Consider the following 23,477-nt stretch of genomic DNA (forward strand, 5'->3'; position numbering starts at 1 on the left):
ATCACGAACGGAGAACCCACCATGTCCACCGTCCTCATCACCGGGGCCGCCACCGGCATCGGCAACCTCACCGCCCAGGCGCTCACCCGGGCCGGGCACACCGTGTGGGCCAGCATGCTCGATCCGTACGGGCGGAACGACGTGCACCGCCGCGAACTGCTCGACGTCACCGCCGAGTGCGACGGGGCGCTGCGCGTCATCGAACTCGACGTCACCTCGCAGGAGTCGGCCGACGCGGCGGTCGCCACCGTCCTGCGGAACGGCGGCGACTTCGACGTCGTGATACAGAACGCGGGGCACCTGTACGTCGGATACACCGAGGCGTTCACCGCCGAGGACGTCACCCGCCTCTTCAACATCAACGTCATCGGCGCCCACCGGGTGAACCGGGCGGCCCTGCCCCATCTGCGCGGCCGCGGCGGCGGCAGCCTGCTGTACGTCGGCAGCACCATCATCGTCACCACGCCGCCCTTCCTCGGCCCGTACGCGGCGTCCAAGGCGGCGTTCGACACCCTGGCGGTGGCCACGTCGTACGAGGCGAACCCGTTCGGCATCGAGACCTGCATCGTCATGCCAGGAGCGATCACCAAGGGCACCCAGCACTTCCCCAACGCCACCCGAGCCGGCGACTCGTCCGTCGCGGCCGCCTACGCCGACCTCGACCCGATGGTCGCGCGCAACGAGGAGGTGACCTCCGCGCTCTTCGTGCCCGGAGTCGACCCGAGCCCGGTCGGGGTCGCCGAGGAGATCACCCGGATCCTGGCCCTTCCGCACGGCGCCAAGCCGTTCCGCAGTGTCGTCGACTACACCGCATCCGGCGTCGACGCGGTCAACGAGGTCGCTCGCGGCACGCGCGAGGGCTTCGTCCACCGCATGGGGTTCGGCGAGTTGCTGACCCCGCGGCAACAGCGGAGCGCCGACACCGAATCCGCATGAGCCGGCTGAGGTCAAGCGTCAGCTGAGCTGGGCGAGGGCCTCTTCGCCGGCCAGGCCGCCCGCGGTGGCGAGGGCCAGGTTGGCCAGGGAGGCACGATGGGCGTCGTCGTCGGCCGCGGCGACGCAGTCGGTGATCGTGTGCACGGTGAAGCCGAGGTCGGTGCCGTGCCGGGCGGTCTGCTCGACGGTGAGGTTGGTGGCCACTCCGGTGACCAGGAGTGTGGTGATGCCCCGTGCGGTCAGCAACTCGGGCAGGCCGTTGCCCGCCAGCCCGGAAAGCCGCTGATTGTCCACGACGGTGCCCTGGCCGGCCTGCGCGGCCATCTCCGGGATGATCCGCGTTCCCTCGGCGCCGGGCCGGAACGCGGTCTGCGCGTCGCCGACCGACCGCATGAAGGGGGTGTTGCGGACGAGGGCGCCCCCGCCGTCGGGCACCGTGAAGCGGGTGAAGACGACCGGCACACCGCGTTCCATGACCGCGTCATGGAACGCCGCGGCCCGGCCGACGACGCCGCTGCGCTCGACGGGTTCGGCGAGCATCCCGCCGAAGAACCCGTCCGGTTTGATCACGTTGACCTGCCAGTGCAGGGCCAGGACAGCGGTGCTGCCAAGCAAGAGAGACATGATCAGATTCTGCCCCGGAACCGGCCGGAACGGGCGGTTCCCAGCATTCGGGTTCGCGGTAAGGGATGCCCGCACCCGTCGGCCTCCCACCGATGTGCGGACGCCGCCGCGCCTTCCGCGCGTCCTCACCTAATTCCGGGCGGCCCGGCTCGCGGGCGCGGAGGCGGTGGACGCGCGGTAGACCATCGACACGGGGAGAACGACGTCCTTCGGGGATGTGGACGCGATGCGTTCGAGGAGGAGGCGGACGGCGGCCGCCCCCGCGTCGGCGAACGGCATCCGGACGGTCGTCAGCGGCGGGATGGTCCTGGCGGCGACCGGGTGGTCGTCACAGCCGACGACCGAGCAGTCGCCGGGGACGGAAAGCCCGCGCTCGTGCAGCGCGTTGAGCACGCCGACCGCCATGAGGTCGTTCTGGACGTAGATCGCGGTGATGCCGGAGGCCCGGTCGAGCAGCCGGTGGGTGGCGGCGTAACCGCCCTCGACCTCCCATGAGCCGTCCTCGACGAGGAGCGGATCGTAGGGCAGGCCGTGCTCGGCCAGCACCTCGCGGTAGACGGCGGTGCGGTGCTGCGCGCTGTGCCGCTGCTGGAGGCCGGTCACCACGCCTATCCGGCGGTGGCCGAGCGCGATCAGGTGGCGGATCGGGAGCGCGGCGGTTGCCTCGGGCTCGGCGGTGACGAGCGGGACGCCGCCGCCGGCGATGTCGTGCAGGCTGACGGCGGGAGGCCCGGCACGCAGCAGCCGCCCGACCTCCTCGTCCTCCTCGGCGGCCGGAGCGTTCATGATGATCCCGTCGACCCGGCGCTCCATCAGCACGCGCAGGTAACGCACGCAGTCGGAGCCGTCCGGCTCAAGGCTGCTGAGGATCACGCTGAGGCCGTGCTGCCGTGCTTCGCGCTCGATGCCGACGAGGGACAACGCCGGCGTCGCGTTGCTGAAGTCGACGGTGATCACTCCGAGGGTCAGGGAGCTGCGTGACTGCAGGCTGCGGGCCAGCGCGTTGGGGATGTAGCCGATGTCCTCGGCGGCCTCGATGATGCGTTGCCGGGTGGCCGGGGCGACGGCGCCCTTGCCGTTGAGCACCTTGCTCACCGTCTGGAAGCTCACGTTGGCACGCGCGGCGACGTCCCTGAGCGAGGCCACGGGGTCACCTCCGGAAGGCGAACGTTCGCAGGTGGCGGCACGGCACCACTGCCGGACAGCACGATTCTGCCACATCGCCCGGTCGGGGACGGCTCCCCGACGGCCGGCGTTGGGGGGTTGACGGAGACAGGTGGGGTGACACAGCATAGGCGAACGTTCGCCTATGGGATAGAACGCGCTTGCCCCGTTTGTTCATCGCTCCCGCATCGGTCCCGGCGGGAAGGAGAGGACCTCCATGACGACGTACGGCCGTCGGCGATTCCTCGGGCTGTCCGGTGCCGCTCTCGCGGGCGCCCTCGGGGTCGCCGGATGCACCCGCAGCTCGGAGCAGGAGGCCGCCACCGCGGCCGGAGGCGACGTACTGCGCTGGTGGGATCACTTCCAGCCGCTGAAACCGCTGAACGAGCGCATCTTCGCCGAGTACGGCAAGGCCAACCCGGGCATCCGGGTGGAGCACGAGGTGTACAACCCGAACGAGATGGGCCAGGCGCTGCAGCTGGCGTTCAAGAGCAACCAGATCGCCGACGTGCACACGATCGCCGGCCTCGGATCGTCCGAGGCGTCCCTGGTCGCGAGCGGCTGGTTCGCGCCGCTGGCGGGACAGGACGCCGCCCGCGCGAAGCTCCCCGCCGACACCCTGCTCGAAGGGCTGCACGTCTTCGACGGCAAGCTCCACACCTTCCCCCTCTTCAGCGCCCGGCAGTACGCCACGCTCAACTGGTTCAACCGCGAGCTGGTCGAGAAGTCCGGCGGCGATCCCGACAACGGCCCGGCGACCTGGGACGAGTTCCGCTCCCTCGCCGCGCGGATCACCAAGGACGGCGGCGGGCAGGCGTACGGCTGGATCCAGGGCCTGCAGTTCCAGGAACGGCTGCAGAGCCACGTGATCGAGCTGGCGATGTCCGCCGGCGCCCCGCTCGCCATGACCCCGGGGGCGAGCGAGATGGGCCTGGTGGACCCGCGGACCGGCGACTACGCCTACGCGGGCGACCCGTTCGTCCAGACGATGGAATTCCTGCTCTCCCTGGTCCGCGACAAGGTCGTGTTCCCCGCGTCGACCTCGCTGGACGCCAGGACCGCTCGGGCGAGGTGGGCGACCGGGGTGGCGGGCATGTTCTTCGACGGGTCATGGAACATCGGCGTCGTCAACGGGCAGTTCAAGCAGTTCGTCGACAAGGTCGGGGTCGGTCCCGTCCCGTCGCCGGAGGGCGAGCCGGTGCTCTACGGCGCTCCCGCCCCGGGGCAGCTGTTCGTGTCCAGCCGGTCCGAGCACGTGGAGGCGGCCTCCGAGCTGCTCGCCCGGTTCACCGGCCCCGCGTTCCACAAGGCGCTCGCCACGTACATGGACCAGGTGCCCCTCGACCTGGAGGCCGTGGCGACGGCGGACGTGCACCACACGTACAAGCGCGCGGTCGAGCTGTTCGGCCAGGCCGTACGGCTCGCGCCCAGCCCCATCGTCCGCAACCCCGCCGTCGCGCAGGTGATGACCGAGATGAAGGAGCCGAGGCCCACGCTCGGCGAGATCACGCAAGGCATCCTCAGCGGCGAGCTCACCGACGTTCGCCAGACGTTGCGCGAGCACACCGGCAAGCTCGCCGCCGAGCGGGAGCGCGCCACGCAGGTCGTCTCCAAGAAGGGCGTGAAGGTGAGCCTGGACGACTGGACGTTCCCGAACTGGCGGCCGGGCGAGGACTACACGGCGGAGATGTACCAGAAGTCATGAGCAGCGCGACGCGAGAGGGCGCGGCGGTTCCGGCCCGCCGCCGCGGGCTCGCCGCCAGGATCTGGCCGGAGCGGTGGGCCTACGCCTTCCTGCTGCCCACCCTGCTGTTGTTCGGCGCGTACACGGTCTGGCCGATCATCTCCAGCCTGTACTACTCGATGCTCGACTGGAAGGGGCTGGGCGCCGAGCGGCCGTTCGTCGGCCTGGACAACTACCGTGAGGCGTTCGGTGACCCGCTGTTCTGGAAGTCGCTCGGCATCACGCTGATCGTCATCGCGGTGACCGTGCCGCTGCGGGTCGCGCTGAGCCTGCTGGTCGCGCTCGTCCTCAACAACCCGAGGCTGCCGCTCGCCAGGTTGTTCAGGACCGCGCTGTTCGTCCCCGCGGTGACGACGACGGCGATCATCGGGGTGGTGATGGGGTTCATCTTCGACCCCGCCGGCGGCCCGGTGAACCGGCTGCTGCTCGACCTCGGGATCGTCGACCAGCCGGTCGACTTCCTCGGCGACCCCGCGTCCTCCCTGTGGACGGTGATGGGCGTGCACATGTGGAAGTGGTTCGGCATCACGCTCGTCTATTGGCTGGCCGCACTCCAGACCATCCCGGCCACGGTCTATGAGGCCGCCAAGACGGACGGGGCAGGGAGCTGGGCGGCGCTGCGCCACGTGACGCTTCCGCTGCTCAGGCCCTTCCTGATCATCATCCTTCTCCTCACGGCCATCGAGACCATGCAGATCTTCGACCTGGTGCTGACGATGACCAACGGCGGGCCGTTCTTCTCCACCCTCGCCACGGAGGTCTACATCTACCAGCAGGCCTTCGCCGCCTCCACGCCCCGGCTCGGCTACGGGGCGGCGCTCGGCGTGCTGTTCGGGCTCGTCACGCTCGCCCTCGCCGCGCTCCAGGCCGTCGGCATCCGCTACGCCAACCGCGCGAGGAGCAGCCAATGAGCGCCCCCAGCGGCCGCCGGGCCACGCGCCGCCGGCTCGGGATCTGGGCACAGGTGATCGTGCTCGCCGCCATCTGCGTGGTGTGGATCTATCCGCTGCTCTGGATCGTCTCGGCCTCACTGAAGGACTCGCTGGGGGTCTTCTCCGGAGGGCTCGGCCTGATCCCCGACGCGTTGCACTTCGAGAACTACGCGCGTGCCTGGCGGGACGCCGACTTCGGGGTGTACACCGTGAACAGCGTGGTCGTGACCCTGGGGACGGTCGCGCTGGTCGTGCTGCGCTGCGCCCTGGCCGGCTACGTCATCGCCCGCAGGAACTTCATCGGCAAACGCGCGGTGGTCGCCGTGCTGGTCGCGACGCTGTTCGCGCCGCAGGGGCTCACCATCATCCCCGTGGTCGAGCTCAGTGACCTCATGGGCCTGCTGAACTCGCGCACCGGCATCATCCTCGCCCTCGCCGGCACCGGCCACGTCGCCGCCGTCCTGCTCTACGCCGGCTATTTCAGCCGCGTCCCGCGCGAGCTCGAAGAAGCGGCGATCATGGACGGCGCCGGCTTCCTGCGGACGTTCTTCCGGGTCATGCTGCCGCTCGCGGGACCGGTCACCGCGACGGTGGGCGTGATGACGTTCCTGGCGGCCTGGAACAACTTCTTCCTGCCGCTGGTGTTCACCTTCAGCCGCCCGGACCTGCGTACGCTCTCGGTGGGCATGCTCGCCTTCCGCGGCACCAACTCCACCGACTGGTCCGGCCTCGCCGCGGCGGGCACCATCTCGCTGGTCCCGCTGCTCCTCGTCTTCCTCGCGCTCCAGCGTTACTTCGTCGAAGGCATCGCCGGGGCCGTGAAGTCCTGATGCGCCCAACCTCGAATGAGAGAAATGAACCGACCGAACATCCTGCTCATCTGCACCGACCAGCAGCGCTTCGACGCGCTGGGCGCCTATGGCAACGACGAGATCGACACGCCCAACCTCGACCGGCTGGCGGACCAGGGTGTGCTGTTCGACAACTGCTACGTGCAGTCGCCGGTCTGTGGCCCGTCCCGCGCCAGCCTGATGTCGGGCCGCTACGTCCACGCACACGGCGCCTGGGCGAACGGCGTCGGGCTGCCCGCGCACGAGCGCCTGTTCTCGCGCGCCCTGGCCGACCACGGCTACGACTGCGGCCTGGCCGGGAAGTTCCACGTCGGCGGCGCGTGCTTCGGCGGCCGTCTCGAACCGCGGCTGGACGACGGTTTCCGCGTGTTCCGGTGGGCACACGACCCCTACCCCGGATCGTCCGAGAACGCCTACCACCGGTGGCTGCGGGCCGTACGACCGGACCTGTACGAGGCCGCCGCCCAGGCCGGTTCAGGGACCGGCTTCGACACGCTTCCGACGGAGTTCCACTACAGCCGGTGGATCGGCGACGAGACCATCGACTACCTGCGGCGCTCGCGTGACGCGGACAAGCCGTTCTTCTTCGTGGCCAACTTCTTCGACCCGCACCACGGGTTCGGCGCGCCGAAGGAGTACGTCGACCGGTACCGCGGCAAGGTGCTGCGCGGCCCGGTCACCCGGGACCAGGAGCTCGCCGGCAAGCCGCCCGTGCAGACCGAGGCCTCGCACCGCTCCTACGCCGGCCACGCCCGCGGCTACACGGAGTACACCGAATCCGAGCTCCACGACGTCAGAGTCAGCTACTACGCGATGGTGAGCCTCGTGGACGACGAGGTCGGCAGGATCCTCGCCGCTCTCGACGAGGAGGGCTTGGCCGAGGACACCCTGGTCGTCTTCACCAGCGACCACGGCGAGATGCTCGGCGATCACCAGCTCATGCTGAAGGGCCCGATGATGTACGAGGGCGCCGTCCGGGTCCCGCTCGTCATGCGCTGGCCGGCCGGGTTGCCCGCCGGTGCGCGGCGGGCCGAGCTCGTCCAGTGGATCGACCTGGCGGCGACGTTCCTCGCGGCCGCGGAGGCGCCGCCGCTCCCCGGCGGGCAGGGGCTGAGCCTCCTGCCGCTGGCCCGCGGCGAGCGGGACGCGCCGGTCAGGGGCTGGGCGTTGTGTGAATACCGCAACAGCGGCCACCCGTACGACGAGCCCGTGCACACCACGATGCTCAGGCACGACCGCTGGAAGCTCGTCGTCTACCACGGCGCGCCGTCGACGACCCGAGCGCGCTCCGGCGAGCTGTACGACCTGGAGGCCGACCCGACGGAGCTGGACAATCTGTGGGACGACCCGGCTCACGCGGCGACCCGGGTGGAGTTGCAGGAACTGCTGCTCGACGTCCTGGTCGCCACCGAGGACCGTAGCCGGCCGCGGGACGCGCACTGGTGAGGACCGAGGCTAGGGCTTGGAGATCTCCCCGGTCTCCTTCCATCCTCGGTAGGTCGTGGTGAACACGGAGTCGTAGCTGCCGCTGCCCTCCACCGGGACCGACCAGGTCAGGACGAACTTCGCCGGACGGTTGTTGGTGTCGATGGTGAGCTTGTACTCGAGGTACGAGTTGTCGTCCGGGCTGCCCTCCTGCCGGCCGCCCAGCAACATCCGCAACCGGCCGCTCGTCCTGGCCGTGGGCAGGACGCCGGAACAGGTCCGGCCTTTTCTGCTCATTTCGGTGGAGTGCAGGACCCCTGGTGGATGACGGACGCCGCTCGCCGTGAGGGACGTTCCGTCGAGCGAGCGGGCGATGCCGAAGTCGACCAGGCGCGGGCCCTGCGGGGAAATCATCACGCTGGAGGGCTTGAGATCCCGGCGTACCACGCCCGCCGCGTGGATGGCGACCAGCGCCTCCGCGAGCATCCGTCCGCAGCAGGTGCCCTGGACCCGGCGGAGCATCGCCACCTCGCGCCGGAACCGTACCCTGAACTCCTGGTTCGTGGCATGCATGTCATGGATCAGCTTGATCGCGGCCCGCCGGCCCGCGGAGTCGACGCCCGCGTAGACGATCCCCATGCCGCCGGCCCCGAGCCGTCCGACGATCCGGTACGGTCCCACCTCCGACGGATCCCCCTGCCGAGGGGCGGAGGCGTTCCAGCCCGCAGGTGGATCGACGGTTTTTTGGGGGCGAGGGGGATACGCAAGGTTGTCCCGCTTCGACTCGTTGACTTGACCGCGTGGAGAGTATTTCAGCGCGAAGGATCAACACGGAGCGACTTGCGCATATCTTCGATGTCCCCCAGAGGGCTTACGCGCAGGCCTGCGTGGTGACGCGCTGGATGGCCTTGACGGCGATGTCGGGCTGGTCGGTGTAGATGTAGTGCCCGCTCCTGGTGGCGGTGCTCAGCGTGCTGTTGCTGGAGATGGCGAGCCACTTGCGCTGGCCTGCGGCCCACGCCTTCTCCAGGCGCGGCCCGTAGGCGGGGACGGCCTCCAGGTACGGCTGCCCGTGCGTGATCACCTCGACCGGGATGTCCCCGGCGGAGCGGACCTTGCCGTCGGGGATGACGAGCTTCTCCGGGTTCTGCCCCTTGAAGACCGCCAGGTTCTGCGCGCGCACCCCGGCCGCCGGGCCCTTGGCCGAGCCCGGGATCACCTTGGCGATGTCACCGGCCATGGTGGAGGGGGTGGCGTCCATCAGCACCAGTCCCTTGACGCGGTCCTGGTGGCCGGGGGCGTAGCGGGCGGCGATCAACCCGCCCAGCGAGTGCCCGGCCAGCACGACCGGACGGTCACCGGCGATCCGCTCCAGCACCCCGGTCAGGATCTTGCCGGTGCTGTCGAAGTCCTGGGGGCCCTGCGGCTGGTCGCTGCCGCCCGCGCCGAGCCGGTCGTAGGAGCAGACCCGGTTCTTCTCGCTCAGCGTCTTCTGCAGAGCGGCCATCTTGTCCAGCGTGTCGCCCCCACCGTGCATCAGCACGATGACCGGCTTACCGTCCGCCGCGTCACCCGCACACGACACGTTCACCGACCGGCCCGCAACGTCGATCTTCTTCGTCCCGTCGATCAGGTCGGCCTCGACCTGCTGCTCCGCGGAGGCGATGGGGTCCCAGTTCTCCCACGCGTCGCCGTCGTAGCCGGCGGCTCCCGCGCCGATCACGGTGCTGCACAGAGCGGCCGCAACGGATGCCTTGATACCGAACATGAGGTCCTCCAGTGAGATCGTGTAGGGGAGCGGGCCGAGTGCCGCGGCTACGACGAGAACGTTACGGATCGCACGGGTCCCGAAGCGTCCCCGCACGGTGGACATTCGCCGGTAGCTCGCACGGGGGACAAGCCCGCCGCCGGTCGCCGCTCGGCGTTGCCGGCCGGCACGCTGAGGCCGCCGTTGCGCGCGGCGCGGTCGTGTGTCCCCCGTGCGAGCTACGCGGGAGTGTCCACTGAGCGGTGACGACTCCAGGCCGCCGGATCCCTAGCGTTTCCGCTTAGCCGCGGCGCTCCGGTCGCGCAAGCTCGTAAAGGAGTCGCCATGCGACTGTTGAAGCAGCTCGTGGCCGTTGCGGTGGCAGCCTTCGCCGGCCACCCGGCCCCGATCCGGCGCAGCGCCGGTGCCGAGACGAGCGCTAGGCTTCCCCGATGACCGATCTGCGGCGCATCCCGGACCTGTGGCGGCGGTGCGACGTCACGCTCCGGGATTTTCCGTTGGCGCTGCTGCTGGTCGTCGCCTCGCTCCTGCCGGAATTCCAGGGCAACGGGACCCAGATCGGCGTCCTGCCGACCCGCCCCTACGACGCGCTGGCCGTCCTGGTGATCGCTCTGGAGTGCCTCCCGCTCACCGTGCGCCGCCGGTGGCCGGGCGCCTGCGTCGTCCTGGTGTCGCTCGGTTTCTCCCTCGATCAGCTCCTCGGCGTCCACGCGGTGGCGGGCACCGCCCTGCCGATCGCGCTCATCAGCGCGGGCGCCCATCTGGAGCGCCACCGCCGCGTCACCGCGATCCTCCTCTCCATCGTGTACGTGCCGCTGGTGGTCGCGCTCGACCAGCTCGGCTCGGGCGAACCGCTGGCGGACCTCGTGGTGCTCTATGTGGTGCTGGTCCTCGCCTGGGGCATCGGGTCGTGGCTGCGCTCCACCCGAGCCGCGGAAGCCGAACGCCGCCGCCACGTGGCCGCGGCCACCCGCGCCGCCGAACGCACCCGCATCGCCCGCGAACTCCACGACGTCGTGACCCACCACGTGACGGCGATGGTCGTGCAGGCCGAGGCCGCGCGCTACCTGACCGCCGCACCCGAACGCCTCGACTCGACCCTGAACGCCGTCACCGACACGGGCCGGCGGGCCATCGCCGACCTGCGGCACCTGCTCGACCTGCTCAACCCCGACCACGACACCGACGGCAGGACACCGTCCGCCGGCGACCTCCACAGCCTCGTCGAGCAGACTCGCCAGGCCGGGCAGCCGGTGGACTTCGCCGAAGAGGGCACGCCGCCGGAGTCGGCGGGCAGCGCCGAGTTCGTGGCCTACCGGGTCGTGCAGGAAGCTTTGACCAACGCCCTCAAATACGCCCACGGCAGCCGCACCGAGGTCCGCGTGCGCCATGCCGAAAAGGAGATCAGCGTGGAAATCAGCACCGACGGTTCCGGATCACGGACCCGTTCCCCCGGCGGGAGCGGGCGTGGCCTGGCCGGGCTCCGCGACCGCGTCGACGCCCTGGGCGGCGAGTTCAGCGCGGGCCCGCGGTCGGACGGCGGCTTCGTCGTACGGGCCCGCGTCCCCGCGGGGAGCCCGTCGTGACCGCGCCGGTCCGGGTCCTGGTCTGCGACGACCAGGCGCTGATCCGCACCGGGTTCTCGACGATCATCGATGCACAGCCGGACCTCGAGGTGGTGGGGGAATGCGGAGACGGCCGCGCCGCGATCGACCTCGCCGGCCGGCTCGACCCCGACATCGTGGTGATGGACGTGCGGATGCCGGTGCTCGACGGCATCGAGGCGACCCGCCGGCTGGCCGGCGCCGGGGTGACTCAGCCTGTCAAGGTGCTCGTGGTGACGACGTTCAACCTGGACGAGTACGTGTACGAGGCCCTGCGCGCCGGGGCGAGCGGGTTCCTGCTCAAGGACGCCCCACCCCAGCAGCTGCTGCACGGGATCCGCACCGTCGCCGCGGGAGCCGCGCTGCTGGCCCCCGAGGTCACCCGGCAACTCGTCGGCAGATACGCGGCGCGGATCCGCCCCACCGAGAGCACACCGGACGAACCCGCGCTGACCCCGCGCGAGCTGGAAGTCCTGCGCCTCATAGCCGACGGCCTGTCCAACAGCGAGATCGCCGCGGCACTGGTGATCAGCCAGGAAACCGTCAAGACGTACGTGTCGCGCATCCTCACCAAGCTCGACCTGCGCGACCGCGTACAGGCGGTGGTCTACGCCTACCGCAGGGGTCTGGTGACCTGAGCCCGTCATGAGACGGAACCGCACAACGGACGTGAGCGTGCGGACACCGGCCTCAGGGGGCCACGCTCCATGCCAGATCGTCGCGGACCCAGGTGGCCGGCGTCAGCCGTGAGGTGACGCATCGGGCGTCACGGCACGTCGTGAGCATGAGCCGGTCTCCGCCTGCGGGGGTGCCGGCGACGAGGACCCGGCCGGACCGGTCGACGGTCATCGCCGAGGCGGCAGGCAGGCGGATCCATTCGTGGCGCGCGCAGGTCGGGGTGAGGCAGTCGAGGAGGAGGCCGTCGCCTTCCTCCAACGTTTCCCGGTAGAGCACCACGGGGCGCCCGTCCGCCCTGATCGCGATGTCCGCCGTGGGGTAGACCGACACCCGCTCGGGTGGCAGGGGCAGATCCGCGCCGAGGGTGGCCAGATGCGGGTCGCGGCAGGCGGCCGTATCGCAGGCGATCACCGTGAGACCGCGTTTCTTGGGCAGGGTGACCGTGACCACGGCCCGCCCGTCGGGCGTGAGCAGGACATCCCTGGGGATGGTGTCCCCCGGGAACCGCCGGGTCACCGTCACCGTGCGCGGGTCACCGCAGTCCGGAGCCCGGCAGAAGGTCAGCGACAGCCGCACGAGCCCGGTCGCGGACGTGGCGCCGCGTTCCGGACGCGTGTGGGCGACGACCATGCTGCCGTCCGGCCGGACTGCGGCGTCCGCGTCCACTGACGCCTCGTGCTCCGGCGTGGTCACGGCGACGCCGCCGGTCCTGCAGGCATCCGCCCCACAGGCCCAGACCGCCAGCTCGGTCACCGGCGGCGCATGTGCCCCGAGCGGATGCTCGGCAGGGTCAACGCCACCATGCGCTTCCTCATGATGGGCCTGTTCCCCCTGGGCGCCCTGCTGGGAGGAGTGCTCGGGGAGACGATCGGGCCGAGGCCGACCCTCTGGCTGGCCCTCGCCGTCATCGCCCTGTCGCCACTGCCGGTGTCCATGGCTCTCCGGGGCGCCCGCGACGTCGAAGACGTACTGTGAACGATCCCCCGCAGGTCAGGAACGCGGGGGCAGCCAGGTGCGGATCTCGTCCATCAGCGGGATGGGCGCGTCGTACTGCATCAGATGCCCGGCGCCGTCGATCAGCGACAGGCCGGCGCCGGGGATCAGCGCCTGCAGCCGGTGGGCGACGTCGCTGGGAAGCCAGGTGTCCTGGGCGCCCCACACGATCCGTACGGGGAAGTCGACGCGGCTCAGCTCGCGCTCGTTCTCTTCGAGGAAACGCTCGTCGTAGCCGGCGATCTGCCGGTAGAAGGCCGGCTGGCCGTCCTGCCCGGTCCAGGGTTGTACGAGCTGGTCGAGATCGGCCTCGCGCAGGCCGCGGTGGCTGGCGCCCTGGATGTAGGCGCGCACGATCGCGGTGTGGATGTAGGCCGGCAGCCGGCCGAGCAGGTCAGGGTGGTCCTTGACGAACGTGAAGAACGGCGAGCCGCTGGGCGGGATGGCGACGACGTCGACGAGCATGAGCGAGGCATAACGAGCACCCTCGTTCAGATGGGCGCGCAGCGAGACGGCGCCGCCGAAATCGTGGGCGATCACGTGTGGCCGGTCGAGGCCCCAGTGCCCGAGCAGGGCCGCGAATGCCTCGGCCTGCACGCCGAAGTCGACCGGATGCCCGGCATGTTTCGACGACTGGCCGTAACCCGGCATGTCCCATAGATGAACGGTGAAGTCGCGGCTCAACGCCTCAGCGAAGGGCCGCCACACGAGCGATGAGAACGGTGTGCCATGGCAGAACACCACGGCGGGGCCGGATCCCGCCCGCCCCCAGGCGATCTGCCGTCCCTGCCAGTCGAAACGTTCGGTCGGCTTCATGCCCACCCACCCTAACCAGCGCCTCGGCCTCGCGGTCAACCGCAACCCTGGCCGCAACGCGCGGTCAGCGCCCCGGCCGTCCGTCGAGCCCCGGTGCGGCCGTGGGTTCTTCGGTGCCCCAGCGCAGTTCGTCGCGGTCGGCGAGGAACTTCTCCGCCGTCTCCCACTTCATCGGCAGCGGCATGGGCACCGTGGCGCGGATCCGGGCGAGTTCCCGGTGCGCGCGGGCGAGGCCGGCGAAGTCGCGCGGGTAGGCGCGCGTGTCCACGCCGGTGAAGACGCCGACCTTGCCCGCCCGGGCCAGCGTCTCCCGCCACTGCCCGATCGTGGCCAGCCCGACCGACTCCACGCCGTGGGAGAACAGCAGCAACCTGATCTCCTCGAACGGGTCGGCCCCGTCGAGGTATCCGGTCAGGCTCGCGCGCGACGGCTCGGTGTTGAAGACCATCCAGTACGGCACCGACCCGCTGCGCAGCGTCCACCACGGTTCGAGCAGCAGGAAACACTCGGCGAGCAGCCGATCGGCCGGCAGGCCGCGCCGCCGGTACCACTCCCGGTACAGGTCGGCCACCACCGGGCTCACATGTTCGGGCTCGGCGAAGCTCATGCGGGCCAGCCGCCAGCCGTTACGCGCGGCCAGCTCCCGCAGATCGGGCAGCAGCCCGGGTTCGAAGCCCCATTCCGCCTCCGGGCTCTCCCCGTCCGCCGCCGGATAGTCCCACCTGCGATGCGGGGAGCCGTAGCGGCGCAGGTAGTCCGCCACGCGGGGACCGCCGTCCTCGTACTCCTCCGGGGTCGCGCCGCCGGGCGCCCCGTGCTGGTAGACGTGCCTGGGTCCGGCCCGGGTCACCGGCCAGCGCAGCTCGCAGTCGACGACCACCAGCGTCGCGCCAGGCGCCAGGGTCCGCTCCAGGTAGTGGCGGTAGGCCGCGGGCAGGCGGCGCCACTTGACCCGGAAATAGGACATGCCCGCGATCATCAGGCGGTCCTGGTTGGCGTCGTGCATCTGGTGCAGGACGAGGTCGGGGTTCGCGGTGACCAGGGCCTGGCCGGCCTCGCGGGTGCGGCGCAGGTCCTCGCGCGGTTCGTCCGGGTGCACGCCGTGCCGCCGTACCGGGATCAGCAGCGTCTGCGGCAGCCAGGGCGCGCCCAGCGCCGCGCACAGGTGGATCATGGCGCCGTTCGCCGAGCCGACGAACGCGACGTCGCTGCGCCGGTGCGGATAGTGCCCGGTGACCCACCGCGCCAACGCGCCGGAGCGGATGCCGCCCACCTGGCGCAGCGGTACGGCCTCCGCCCACCCGCTCGCGGCGTACGCCCGCTCCTTCAATCCCCGCGGCAGCCGGTTGGCCGCGCCGGACAACGCCGCCGCCAGAGGCTCCGCGGCCGCCGGGCCCTGACCGATGAGCGGCACGTCACGGCCGTGCAGGAAACGCGAGAGCGCGCGCAGCATGCCGGTCGCCGAGTCGAACGACGCGACCACCCTCCCCGGCTTCACGCCGCCACCTCCGACAGGAATCCGGCGACCGTCCCGGCGACGCGCCGGGGGTCGCGGTACGGCGTCATGTGCGGCAGCCCGTCCATGACCGCCAGGCGCCCGTACGGCAGCAGCCTGGTCACCTCCTCGGCCCACGCCTGCGGCACCATCCGGTCGCGGGAGCCCCGGATCACCAGGGCGGGCACGGTGACGAGAGGCAGTTTGTCCTCGATCCGGTCGCGGATCGACTCCCCGAAGGCCGCGAGCACCGTACGCAGCCCGGCGTCACGGTAGTCGGCGACGTTCAGCGGCATCATGCGAGGGCTCTCTCCTGGTGCGTTGCGCAGCCACTGCCCGGCCAGCCGCCACGGCGAGCGGCCACGGGGGTCCACCGTCGGCCCGGCCAGCACGAGGGCGGCGGCCACCTCGGGATGGCGGACGGCCACGTCCACCACCACCTGGCAGCCGAACGAGACCCCGAGCAGGCACGGCCGTTCCAGGCCCGCCTCCTCCACCCAGGCGGCCACCACGTCGGCCAGCGCCGGCAGGATCAGCGGCCGGTCCGGTTTGCCGCTCGCCCCGAACCCGGGCAGGTCGATGGCCCATGCGTCGTGCCGTTCGCCGAGCACCTCGGCGAACGGCAGCAACTCCCTGCTGGACACGCCGGCGCCGTGCACGCAGACCACCGGCGGCCCCGGCCCCCGCCTGCGGTGCCCGGCGACGGTCAGTTCATCCACGACGTGGTCCTGCCGCTGAAGCGACACCCCTGCCTCCTCTCCCGAGGCCGCTCCTTCTACCCGGTGACCGATCACCTGAACAACGACCGGCCGTCGTTTCATCGCCGGCGGGCGGGGAGGACGGCAAGCCTCGCGCCCCGGGAAAGAGGAGACATGGACGCCATCGTGCTGCTCAAAGAGGACCACAAGACGGTCGAGGCGCTGTTCAAGCGTTTCGAGCAGGCCGGCGAACGCGCCCACGTCGAGAAGCGACGGCTCGTGAACACGATCACCAAGGAACTGGTCACACGCGCCCACATCGAGGAGGAGATCTTCTACCCGGCGGCCCGCGCCAAGGTGCCGGAGACGGGCGACCACGTGCTGGAGAGCATCGAGGAGCACCACGTCGTGGTGTGGATGCTGTCGGAGCTGAAAGATCTCGATCCCGCCGACGAACGGGGGTGAGCTGCGCATCCACGGCGTCGACGGCCAGGTACGCGACCAGCGCACGATCGCCCCCGGCAACGACCCCGTCCCGCCCAAGGGCTGACCCGGGCGCCCGGCTCGGCGGTGTCCCTTCCCGCCCGGCAGGGCGGCCTCAGCCTCCTAGGGCAGGACCGGGTCGTCGTCACGCTCCTGCCCGGTTGCGCCGGTCAAGATCCCCAATGTCCCGGGAAACATCCTTCGTGTACACAAGCCTCACGGGCGGCGAGGAGCTGGGCGCGCCACCAGCACGAGCACGCCCGCCCTTACCCGATCACACCAGCACCCTGACCTGCGGCTTCACGATGAAACGAGCCCACTGAAGGGCTGTGTGACAGCTAAGATCGGGCTATCAGAACGGCTCGCCCGCGAACGATGACCTGCCCGGACCCTACAGGCCCTAGCCCGGCGGGGGCGGCACCGGCTTGGCGGCCAGGGCCTGGGCGACGGCGTGCAGGTTGCACGCCATGGCGCGGCCCGTCCTGTGGGACCAGTCGCGCCCTTTCTCGGAGTCCATGTAGTTGGGGCCAGGGCCAGGGCCGAGGTGCCAGTAGGTCCAGGCCTGGCCGGGGACGGTGTAGCCGATGTCGCCCAGCGCGCCGGCGATCTCGCTGATCACGTGGTGGGCGCCGTCCTCGTTCCCGGTGACCACGACTCCGGCCACCCGGTTGTAGGCCACCGGACGCCCGTCGTCGCCGGTCTCCGACAACATGGCGTCCATCCGTTCGATCACCCGCTGGGCCAGCGACGACGGATGCCCCACCCAGGTGGGGGTGGCGACGATGAGGATCTCGGAGCCGAGCAGGCTCCGGTGGATCCGCGGCCATCCGTCACCGTTCCCCATGTCGGTCTGCACCCCCGGCAGGATGTTCTCGTCCACCGCCCGGTAGGTCTCGATCTCGACTCCGCGCTCCCGCAGCTCGCCGGCGACGACGTCGGCCAGCGCGCCCGTGTTCGACGGTTCGGGGGCCGGCTTGAGGGTGCAGTTGACGACAACGGCTCGCATGCGGCGACCTCCGCGCGCTGATCGACTCGTTCGGGCTCATGCCCATACCCGCGATCAGGAAAGTAAACGGACCGATCCGCCGGCGGGGGAATCGGCTGTGCCCCCGGGCGCGCACCAGGGCGCGGTGCGTGGCGTAGCGGTCCAGCCCGAAGCGGTCGTCCTCGGCGATCTTTTCGAGGCGCAGGGCCCGGCGCTCGGACGTGGAGAAGACCTGCGACTGTTCAAGGAGCCGAATCAGCACCGGGTTGGCCGCGCACGCGTTCACCGCCTCGTTGCGCCCACATGCTCTACGAGACCGTCGACCCGTTCCGGATGCGGGAGCCCGCGGGCACGCTGGTGGTCACCGACGCGACCTACACCGCGCTGGACGACCGCCGCGTCCGCGTCGAAGGCTCCCGCTTCGAGCCCGCCGACCAGCACACGATCAAACTCGAAGGGGCCCGCGTCACCGGCTACGAGACCATGTCCTTCACCGCGATCCGGGACCCGCACATCCTCGCCCAGATCGAGGAGTGGGTCGCGCTGCTGCGCGAGATCCTCGCCGGGCGCGTGCGGCAGACACTGGGCCTCGGACCTTCCGAATACGCCGTGGACATCCGTCCGTACGGGTACAACGCCGTGCTGGGCCATCGATCCAGCGGCCGGGCCACCTCGGGAGGTCGGAGTGATGATGCTGGTCAACGCCCCGGACCAGGCCACCGCCACCGCCGTCGCCAAGATCGCGAACCCGCTGATGCTCCATCTCCCGACCCCCGACATGGATCACCTGCCCAGCCTGGCCTTCGCCACCTCGCCGGCCGAGAGCGAGCGCGGTCCGCTGGAGGTCCGTTCCAAGAACGCCGGCCCGTTCTGGGTCACCATGGAGCTCTTCATGCGCGACGCCGAGGCTACGCGACCGTCGCCGACGAGGGCTTCATCAACGAGGAGGTCATCGCGCGGCTGTACGACCTCGACCCGGCGGACATCCAGATCTTCCGCATCCCCGCACTCAACGTCGTGAAGATCTCGTATCCCCGGCCCGTCGCCCAGGGCAGCCTGCGCGATCGGGATGTCCACGCGGGCCAGCACCACGTCCCCTTGGCGGCGCTCGTGCCCGCGTGACGGGCGCGGGCCCCGTGTGCTCGCGGGTCACGGACCGTAGTCCTCGAGGTCGATGGCGTTCGCGGCCTGGCTCGCCGTCTTGGTGATGAGGCCCTTCCACGGCATGTACGGCAGCAGCCGGTAGTTGAGGTTCCGCATCCGGATCCAGGTGTCGGACGGCGGGACGAGCCAGGTTCCCGAGCCCTCGGCCAGCTTCATGTTGGCGGCGACGTAGCCGCGCATCCGCGACTCGTAGCCGGCGAAGGCGACGTCGTGGTCGCCGTGGGCGCGCGCCAGCTCGCCCGCCAGCACGTACGCCCCGACCACGGCCAGGCCGCTGCCGCCGCCGGACAGGGTGGACGCGCAGTATCCGGCGTCGCCGAGCAGGGTGACGCGGCCGCGTGAGTAGGAGGGCAGCCGGATCTGGGTGGTGGAGTCGAAGTAGAAGTCGGGGGCGTTCCACATCTCCTTCAGCAGCCGGCCCGTCTCCCACGCCTCCCCGGCGAACGTCTGCTCCAGGATCTTCTTCTGCTGCTCGTCGTTGCGGTGGTCGTAGGCGAGCGGCGGCGAGGCGAAGTAGAACAGGGCGCGGGCCTCGGTGTTGTCCCGGGCGCTGTACATGCCCGCGAGCTTGCCCGGCACGTTGTAGAAGTGCCCGGTGTATTCGAGGCCGAGGAAGTTGGGCACGGTGAAGATCGACAGGTGGTAGCCCAGGTAGCGGCTGAACTGCGACTCGTCGCCGAAGGCCAGGGACCGCACGTTGGAGTGCAGCCCGTCGGCGCCGACGACGAGATCGAAGGTGCGGGCCACGCCTGAGGCGAAGGTCACCTGGACGCCATGATCGTTGGTGTCCAGCGCGGCGATCGAGTCGCCGAAGATGTACTCGGTGTCGTCGCGCGTGGCGTTGTGCAGGATGTGCACGAGGTCGCCGCGGAGGATCTCCACCTCGCCGCTCATGATCTCGGCCGGCAACGTCGCCCGGTGCCGGCCCCTGGCGTCGACGTAGCTGACCGCGCCCATCGCGGTGCGCGCCCGGTGGATGGCGTCGTGGAGGCCCATGCGCCGGGTCACTTCCAGGGCGGCGCCGCGGAAGTCGACTGCCTGGCCTCCGTCCCGGAGCTTGGGGGCCCGTTCCACCACGGTCGGGGTGAATCCGAAGCGCCGTAGCCAGAAGGCCAGCGCCGGTCCGGCGATGCCGCCGCCGGAGATGAGGATGGTCTGGTTGCGCATTGTCGTCTCGCTTTCTTCGGGGTGTCGTCGTTTGCGGTCGATGAGCGCCTGCAGGGTGGCGGGCTGGGCGCGTCAGCGGCGGCCGTTGGGGGAGAGACGGCCGGTCGAGGGTTCGGCCGTCGCGGGTGCGGCGTGGCGCGGGGTGCGGCGCATGGAGGCGGCGGCGATGACGGCTCCGGCGATCAGGGCGACCGCGCCGGCCACCCCGACGACGTTGATCGCCTGCGCGGACGCCTGCCGCGCGGCCTCTGCCAGCGCCGCGCCTACGCCGCCGGGGAGTTCGGCGGCCGTAGCCAGAGCGGCGCCGATGGTCTCGCGGGCCGCGTCGAGCGCCGTGGCCGGGACTGCCTCAGGAGCCGTGGCGTCCATGCGCATGCTGTAGGCGGCGGCCCCGATGGAGCCCAGCACGGCCATGCCGAGCGCGGAGCCGAGTTCCTTGCCCGTCTCCGACAGCGCGCCGGCGGCCGCCGCCTTCTGCTGGGGCGCGGTGGCGACCATCGTGTCGGCGACCAGCGCGGTCGCCACTCCGGCGCCGGCGGCGAGCAGGCTGGCCCCGACCATGACGAGCAGCGCTCCGGTCCCTGCCGTGACCTGAGTGAGGGCCACCATGCCCAGGGTCGCCACGGCGAAGCCCCCGATCATCAGGGTGCCCGTACGCAGGCCGCGCCTGGCGAGCAGCGTGGCGCCCGTGATCGCGAGCACCATGACCACCGGCGAGGCGATCTGGACCACGCCCGCCACCGCCGGGTCGAGGCCCGCGCCCGCCTGCAGGTACTCCATCAGCAGGGGCGAGAAGCCCATCAGGACGAACATGACGAGCAGGTTGAGCACGATCGCGGCGCCGAAGGTGGGGTGCCGCAGCAGCCACAGGTCGATGAGGGGCCTGGGCAGGGTCAACTGCCGGGCCACGAACGCGGCGGCGAACGCGCCGCCCGCGAGCACGGCGGCGATGGGCAGGAGGCCGATGCCCGACCCCGTCATGGTCTTGAGCCCGTACACCACAGGGAACACGGCACCCACCGACAGTGCGGCGCTGACGAGGTCGAACGGCGGCGCGTCGGGGTTGCGGATCTCCGGCAGCAGGAACCGTCCGAGGACGAGCAGCGCGATCATGCCGGGCACGCTGATCAGGTAGACCGACGTCGGCCGGGTCGTGACGGCCAGCAGCACACCGCCGATGAGCGGGCCCACGGCGGAGCCGACGGTGACGCCCGCCACGGTCGCGGCGATGGCGGCCCTGCGCTGCTCGGGCACGTGGAACATGCCCCGGATGAGCCCGAGCGTGGAGGGCATCAGGGTCGCCCCTGCCACGCCGAGCGCGGCACGGGCGGCGATGAGCAGATCTGCGGACGTGGCGAACGCCGCGACGAGTGACGCCGTGGCGAAGCCGGCGGCGCCCAGCATCAGCAGCCGGCGGCGGCCGATCCTGTCGCCCAGCCCTCCCATGGCGACCAGGAGGCCCGCCATGACGAACGTGTAGACGTCCTGAACCCACAACTTCTGCGTGGCGCTCATGTCGAGCCGGCGAGTGAGCTCGTTCACGGCTAGGAGGTTGGCTCCCAGGTCCACGCCGGCCAGCGTGCACACGAGGAGGAGGACGGCCAGGCCCACCCGTTCTCTGCCTGTTGCTGTGGTGTTGAGCTGTCTCATGCCTCGCCACCATATAAACGTCTAAGACAAACGTGCAAGACATTGTCTCAGACTTCCGTTTGATAGGGTCTGCGGGTATGGGTAACCGTGAAGACTTGCTCGCCGGAGCCAAGCGCTGCCTGCTCGAGAAGGGGTACGCGCGCACCACGGCTCGCGACATCGCGGCCGCGGCGGGGACCAGCCTCGCCGCCATCGGCTATCACTTCGGCTCGAAGGAACAGCTGCTCAACGCGGCGCTCTACGATGCGACCGCGGAAGGACTGGGCGAGGAGTTCGGCCGTGCCCTGCGCGCCGCCGCCTCCAAGGAGGACGCGACCGAGCGGTTCGAGGCGACCTGGAGCCACATGATCGACTCCTTTCCGCAACACCGGCAGGTCATCGTCGCCGCCATGGAGAACCTCGGCCAGCTCTCGCACGTGCCGGAGCTGCGGGAAACGTTCGCCCAGGCCCAGGCCGAAGCCATCGACGAGTTCACCCACCGCTACCGGCAGGCCGAGGACGACGTCGACAACGCGTCGGCGCGAGCCGTCGCCACGCTCTACTACCTGCTGATGAACGGCCTGATCGTGCAGTGGATGACCGACCCGGCCGGCGTCCCCTCCGGCAAGGACCTCGCCCTCGCGGTGCGGACCATCGCGTCCGGTGGGCAGAGGGAGTCCGCTCCCGGCTGATCGAGCTTCTGAGACGCTCGTACTAGACGCTCATGTGAGACAGATGTACTATCACTGAGCGTGGAGCAAGCAGGAGGTCGCGCGGGTCGGCGCGAGTGGACGGGACTGGCCGTGCTCGTGCTGCCGGTCCTGCTGGTGTCGATGGACGTCACCGTCCTCTACCTCGCGCTGCCGCCGCTCAGCGTCGGCCTCGCGCCCAGCGGCACCGAGCTGCTGTGGATCGTCGACATCTACACGTTCGTGGTGGCGGGGCTGCTCATCCCCATGGGGGCCCTGGGCGACCGGATCGGCTGCCGCCGGCTGCTGCTCGCCGGAGCCGCCTGCTTCGGCGTGGCCTCGGCCGTCGCCGCCCACCCCCCACCGCCGCCACGCTGATCGGCGCGCGGGCGCTGCTCGGCGTGGCCGGCGCCACGCTGATGCCGGCGACTCTCGCGTTCATCCGCCGGTTGTTCACCGATCAGGGGCAGCGCAGGGTCGCCATCGGCGTGTGGACCGCGGGCTCCGCCGTCGGCGCGGGCCTCGGACCGCTCCTGGCCGGCGCGCTCGTGCAGTACGCATGGTGGGGCGCCGTCTTCCTGGTGAACGTCCCGGTGATGGCGCTCCTGCTGGTCCTGGCGCCGATGGTCCTGCCGGAGTTCCGCGCGCGCCGCCGCCGACGGATCGACGTGCCCGGCGCCGGGCTGGCCCTGGCGGCCACGCTCGCCACGATCTACGGCGCCAAGTCCATCGCCGCCGGGGGCGTCGCGCCGGTCCCCGTCGCGTCCATCGCCGCAGGTCTTGCGCTCGGCACGATGCTCGTCGCACGGCAGCGCCGCCACCCCGATCCGATGGTCGACGTGACACTCTTCGCCCGTCCGGCGTTCGGCGTGGCGGTCGGCACCGGTTTCGCCGGCTCCTTCGCCCTGCTCGGCGCGGGCCTGTTCAACTCGCAGTATCTCCAGCTCGTCGCGGGCCTGCCGCCGCTGCACGCCGGCCTGTGGCACTGCCCGGCGCGGCGGCGGGCATGGCAGGAGCGCTCAGCGCCGCCGCACTCGCGCGGCGCGTACGCCCGGCCTTCCTGGCGGGCGGCGGTCTCGCCCTCGCCGCCGCGGGCCTGGCCGTCCTCGGCACGGTCGAGACCGGGTCCGGGCCCGGCCACGTGGCCACGGGCAGCGTCCTGATGGGCCTGGGCGTCACCGTGACGCTGTCGACGACCACCAGCCTGGTCGTCACCATGGCCCCGCCCGAGCGGGTGGGCGCGGTGTCCGGGTTGTCGGAGACCGGCCAGAAGCTCGGCGCCGCCTGCGGGGTCGCGCTCCTCGGCACGATCGGCGCGTCCGTGTATCGCGCGCTGATCCTCGAATCCACGCCCGGCACCGCCGGCGCCGCGGCGCAGTCGCTCAGCGGCGCGGTCCGTGAGGCAGGACGGCTGTCAGAGGAGCCGGCCGCCGCGCTGCTCGCGGCCGCCCGCGACGCGTTCGCCTCCGGCATGCGCACCGCGATGGTGGCCGCCGCGATCGTCATCGCCGCGCTGGCCCTCGCCGTCCCGGTGTTCCTGCGCAACGCCCACCGCGATCACCCGGCCGGAGCGGCGCCGGACAGAGAGCCCGTGATCACCGGCTGACCGCCGAAACCGAACGTCCGATCACC

The 23,477-nt window shown here is 71.1% G+C and carries 25 protein-coding genes; 14 read left to right on the forward strand and 11 right to left on the reverse strand.

The window, feature by feature from the left end:
- Window positions 1–21: 21 nt before the first annotated feature.
- Entirely contained in the window at window positions 22–936 is a 915-nt protein-coding gene (locus tag E1294_RS07695; protein ID WP_132506209.1) for an SDR family NAD(P)-dependent oxidoreductase, read from the forward strand.
- 18 nt (window positions 937–954) lie between these two features.
- Here the strand turns inward: E1294_RS07695 and E1294_RS07700 are convergent, their stop codons facing one another.
- The gene (locus tag E1294_RS07700) at window positions 955–1,560 is read right to left on the reverse strand and encodes a cysteine hydrolase family protein (RefSeq protein WP_132506211.1); all 606 of its coding nucleotides are present in this window, start codon (window positions 1,558–1,560) and stop codon (window positions 955–957) included.
- Between the two features lie 129 nt (window positions 1,561–1,689).
- Window positions 1,690–2,706: a LacI family DNA-binding transcriptional regulator gene (locus E1294_RS07705; RefSeq protein WP_165977148.1), complete on the reverse strand. Its 1,017-nt coding sequence runs from the start codon at window positions 2,704–2,706 to the stop codon at window positions 1,690–1,692.
- 235 nt (window positions 2,707–2,941) lie between these two features.
- Between E1294_RS07705 and E1294_RS07710 the strand changes: the two genes are divergently transcribed.
- The 4 genes from E1294_RS07710 to E1294_RS07725 are packed head-to-tail and all read left to right on the forward strand — an operon-like array spanning window position 2,942 to window position 7,697.
- Complete coding sequence (locus E1294_RS07710) at window positions 2,942–4,429, forward strand: ABC transporter substrate-binding protein (RefSeq protein ID WP_132506215.1); 1,488 nt, start codon at window positions 2,942–2,944, stop codon at window positions 4,427–4,429.
- A complete protein-coding gene (locus tag E1294_RS07715; RefSeq protein ID WP_132506217.1) occupies window positions 4,426–5,379 on the forward strand; it encodes a carbohydrate ABC transporter permease in 954 nt (317 codons plus the stop codon). Before E1294_RS07710 ends, E1294_RS07715 begins: the two co-directional genes overlap by 4 nt.
- Window positions 5,376–6,230: a carbohydrate ABC transporter permease gene (locus E1294_RS07720; RefSeq protein ID WP_132506219.1), complete on the forward strand. Its 855-nt coding sequence runs from the start codon at window positions 5,376–5,378 to the stop codon at window positions 6,228–6,230. The genes E1294_RS07715 and E1294_RS07720 overlap by 4 nt, the downstream gene beginning before the upstream one ends.
- A gap of 24 nt (window positions 6,231–6,254) precedes the next feature.
- Window positions 6,255–7,697 (forward strand): sulfatase family protein, encoded by a 1,443-nt coding sequence (locus E1294_RS07725; protein ID WP_132506221.1) that lies wholly within the window; start codon window positions 6,255–6,257, stop codon window positions 7,695–7,697.
- A 9-nt stretch (window positions 7,698–7,706) separates the two neighbouring features.
- Here the strand turns inward: E1294_RS07725 and E1294_RS07730 are convergent, their stop codons facing one another.
- Window positions 7,707–8,357, reverse strand: coding sequence for a protein kinase family protein (locus tag E1294_RS07730; RefSeq protein WP_165977149.1), 651 nt, complete (start codon window positions 8,355–8,357; stop codon window positions 7,707–7,709).
- Window positions 8,358–8,547: 190 nt separating this feature from the next.
- Window positions 8,548–9,444, reverse strand: a complete 897-nt coding sequence (locus tag E1294_RS07735; protein WP_132506223.1) for an alpha/beta fold hydrolase — start codon at window positions 9,442–9,444, stop codon at window positions 8,548–8,550.
- 431 nt (window positions 9,445–9,875) lie between these two features.
- Between E1294_RS07735 and E1294_RS07740 the strand changes: the two genes are divergently transcribed.
- The gene (locus E1294_RS07740; protein ID WP_132506225.1) at window positions 9,876–11,030 is read left to right on the forward strand and encodes a sensor histidine kinase; all 1,155 of its coding nucleotides are present in this window, start codon (window positions 9,876–9,878) and stop codon (window positions 11,028–11,030) included.
- Complete coding sequence (locus tag E1294_RS07745) at window positions 11,027–11,686, forward strand: response regulator (RefSeq protein WP_132506227.1); 660 nt, start codon at window positions 11,027–11,029, stop codon at window positions 11,684–11,686. The genes E1294_RS07740 and E1294_RS07745 overlap by 4 nt, the downstream gene beginning before the upstream one ends.
- A 52-nt stretch (window positions 11,687–11,738) precedes the next feature.
- Here the strand turns inward: E1294_RS07745 and E1294_RS52510 are convergent, their stop codons facing one another.
- Window positions 11,739–12,479 (reverse strand): hypothetical protein, encoded by a 741-nt coding sequence (locus tag E1294_RS52510; protein ID WP_165977150.1) that lies wholly within the window; start codon window positions 12,477–12,479, stop codon window positions 11,739–11,741.
- A gap of 9 nt (window positions 12,480–12,488) precedes the next feature.
- On the opposite strand from E1294_RS52510, the gene E1294_RS07750 reads away from it, so the two are divergent.
- Window positions 12,489–12,701 (forward strand): hypothetical protein, encoded by a 213-nt coding sequence (locus E1294_RS07750; RefSeq protein WP_132506229.1) that lies wholly within the window; start codon window positions 12,489–12,491, stop codon window positions 12,699–12,701.
- Window positions 12,702–12,716: 15 nt separating this feature from the next.
- On the opposite strand, the gene E1294_RS07755 is transcribed toward E1294_RS07750, so the two are convergent.
- The 3 genes from E1294_RS07755 to E1294_RS07765 all read right to left on the reverse strand — a co-directional run bounded on the left by E1294_RS07755 (window position 12,717) and on the right by E1294_RS07765 (window position 15,776).
- Complete coding sequence (locus E1294_RS07755) at window positions 12,717–13,535, reverse strand: alpha/beta fold hydrolase (RefSeq protein ID WP_132506231.1); 819 nt, start codon at window positions 13,533–13,535, stop codon at window positions 12,717–12,719.
- A 64-nt stretch (window positions 13,536–13,599) separates the two neighbouring features.
- Window positions 13,600–15,033, reverse strand: a complete 1,434-nt coding sequence (locus E1294_RS07760; protein WP_181958466.1) for a hypothetical protein — start codon at window positions 15,031–15,033, stop codon at window positions 13,600–13,602.
- Window positions 15,030–15,776 (reverse strand): alpha/beta fold hydrolase, encoded by a 747-nt coding sequence (locus tag E1294_RS07765; RefSeq protein WP_165977151.1) that lies wholly within the window; start codon window positions 15,774–15,776, stop codon window positions 15,030–15,032. The genes E1294_RS07760 and E1294_RS07765 overlap by 4 nt, the downstream gene beginning before the upstream one ends.
- A gap of 126 nt (window positions 15,777–15,902) precedes the next feature.
- Between E1294_RS07765 and E1294_RS07770 the strand changes: the two genes are divergently transcribed.
- Window positions 15,903–16,193, forward strand: coding sequence for a hemerythrin domain-containing protein (locus E1294_RS07770; RefSeq protein WP_132506235.1), 291 nt, complete (start codon window positions 15,903–15,905; stop codon window positions 16,191–16,193).
- A gap of 418 nt (window positions 16,194–16,611) precedes the next feature.
- On the opposite strand, the gene E1294_RS07775 is transcribed toward E1294_RS07770, so the two are convergent.
- A complete protein-coding gene (locus E1294_RS07775; protein ID WP_132506237.1) occupies window positions 16,612–17,217 on the reverse strand; it encodes a flavodoxin family protein in 606 nt (201 codons plus the stop codon).
- Window positions 17,218–17,499: 282 nt separating this feature from the next.
- Here E1294_RS07775 and E1294_RS54375 point away from each other — a divergent pair, with 282 nt between their 5' ends.
- A complete protein-coding gene (locus E1294_RS54375; protein WP_220447611.1) occupies window positions 17,500–18,318 on the forward strand; it encodes a DUF4387 family protein in 819 nt (272 codons plus the stop codon).
- Window positions 18,319–18,345: 27 nt separating this feature from the next.
- Here the strand turns inward: E1294_RS54375 and E1294_RS07790 are convergent, their stop codons facing one another.
- Together E1294_RS07790 and E1294_RS07795 are read right to left on the reverse strand one after the other, a co-directional pair.
- Window positions 18,346–19,527, reverse strand: a complete 1,182-nt coding sequence (locus tag E1294_RS07790; RefSeq protein ID WP_132506239.1) for an FAD-dependent monooxygenase — start codon at window positions 19,525–19,527, stop codon at window positions 18,346–18,348.
- Between the two features lie 72 nt (window positions 19,528–19,599).
- On the reverse strand, window positions 19,600–21,177 hold the full coding sequence (locus E1294_RS07795; RefSeq protein WP_132506241.1) for an MFS transporter: 1,578 nt from the start codon (window positions 21,175–21,177) through the stop codon (window positions 19,600–19,602).
- A gap of 77 nt (window positions 21,178–21,254) precedes the next feature.
- Here E1294_RS07795 and E1294_RS07800 point away from each other — a divergent pair, with 77 nt between their 5' ends.
- Genes E1294_RS07800 through E1294_RS07815 form a run of 4 tightly spaced genes read left to right on the forward strand, consistent with a single transcriptional unit; the run spans window position 21,255 to window position 23,451 of the window.
- A complete protein-coding gene (locus E1294_RS07800; protein WP_132506243.1) occupies window positions 21,255–21,848 on the forward strand; it encodes a TetR/AcrR family transcriptional regulator in 594 nt (197 codons plus the stop codon).
- Between the two features lie 60 nt (window positions 21,849–21,908).
- Complete coding sequence (locus E1294_RS57065; RefSeq protein WP_132506245.1) at window positions 21,909–22,223, forward strand: MFS transporter; 315 nt, start codon at window positions 21,909–21,911, stop codon at window positions 22,221–22,223.
- A 23-nt stretch (window positions 22,224–22,246) separates the two neighbouring features.
- Complete coding sequence (locus E1294_RS07810; RefSeq protein ID WP_165977152.1) at window positions 22,247–23,008, forward strand: MFS transporter; 762 nt, start codon at window positions 22,247–22,249, stop codon at window positions 23,006–23,008.
- Window positions 22,987–23,451, forward strand: a complete 465-nt coding sequence (locus tag E1294_RS07815) for an MFS transporter (protein WP_132506249.1) — start codon at window positions 22,987–22,989, stop codon at window positions 23,449–23,451. Before E1294_RS07810 ends, E1294_RS07815 begins: the two co-directional genes overlap by 22 nt.
- The last annotated feature ends 26 nt before the right edge of the window (window positions 23,452–23,477 follow it).

The sequence above is a fragment of the Nonomuraea diastatica genome (assembly GCF_004349015.1).
GTDB lineage: Bacteria > Actinomycetota > Actinomycetes > Streptosporangiales > Streptosporangiaceae > Nonomuraea > Nonomuraea diastatica.

Bases quoted from the DNA above. Each gene is read 5' to 3' on its own strand.
- E1294_RS07695 (WP_132506209.1), top strand. From the start codon at position 22: ATGTCCACCGTCCTCATCACCGGGGCCGCCACCGGCATCGGCAACCTC.
- E1294_RS07700 (WP_132506211.1), bottom strand. From the start codon at position 1,560: ATGTCTCTCTTGCTTGGCAGCACCGCTGTCCTGGCCCTGCACTGGCAG.
- E1294_RS07710 (WP_132506215.1), top strand. From the start codon at position 2,942: ATGACGACGTACGGCCGTCGGCGATTCCTCGGGCTGTCCGGTGCCGCT.
- E1294_RS07715 (WP_132506217.1), top strand. From the start codon at position 4,426: ATGAGCAGCGCGACGCGAGAGGGCGCGGCGGTTCCGGCCCGCCGCCGC.
- E1294_RS07720 (WP_132506219.1), top strand. From the start codon at position 5,376: ATGAGCGCCCCCAGCGGCCGCCGGGCCACGCGCCGCCGGCTCGGGATC.
- E1294_RS07725 (WP_132506221.1), top strand. From the start codon at position 6,255: ATGAACCGACCGAACATCCTGCTCATCTGCACCGACCAGCAGCGCTTC.
- E1294_RS07735 (WP_132506223.1), bottom strand. From the start codon at position 9,444: ATGTTCGGTATCAAGGCATCCGTTGCGGCCGCTCTGTGCAGCACCGTG.
- E1294_RS07740 (WP_132506225.1), top strand. From the start codon at position 9,876: ATGACCGATCTGCGGCGCATCCCGGACCTGTGGCGGCGGTGCGACGTC.
- E1294_RS07750 (WP_132506229.1), top strand. From the start codon at position 12,489: ATGTGCCCCGAGCGGATGCTCGGCAGGGTCAACGCCACCATGCGCTTC.
- E1294_RS07755 (WP_132506231.1), bottom strand. From the start codon at position 13,535: ATGAAGCCGACCGAACGTTTCGACTGGCAGGGACGGCAGATCGCCTGG.
- E1294_RS07770 (WP_132506235.1), top strand. From the start codon at position 15,903: ATGGACGCCATCGTGCTGCTCAAAGAGGACCACAAGACGGTCGAGGCG.
- E1294_RS07775 (WP_132506237.1), bottom strand. From the start codon at position 17,217: ATGCGAGCCGTTGTCGTCAACTGCACCCTCAAGCCGGCCCCCGAACCG.
- E1294_RS54375 (WP_220447611.1), top strand. From the start codon at position 17,500: ATGCTCTACGAGACCGTCGACCCGTTCCGGATGCGGGAGCCCGCGGGC.
- E1294_RS07790 (WP_132506239.1), bottom strand. From the start codon at position 19,527: ATGCGCAACCAGACCATCCTCATCTCCGGCGGCGGCATCGCCGGACCG.
- E1294_RS07795 (WP_132506241.1), bottom strand. From the start codon at position 21,177: ATGAGACAGCTCAACACCACAGCAACAGGCAGAGAACGGGTGGGCCTG.
- E1294_RS07800 (WP_132506243.1), top strand. From the start codon at position 21,255: ATGGGTAACCGTGAAGACTTGCTCGCCGGAGCCAAGCGCTGCCTGCTC.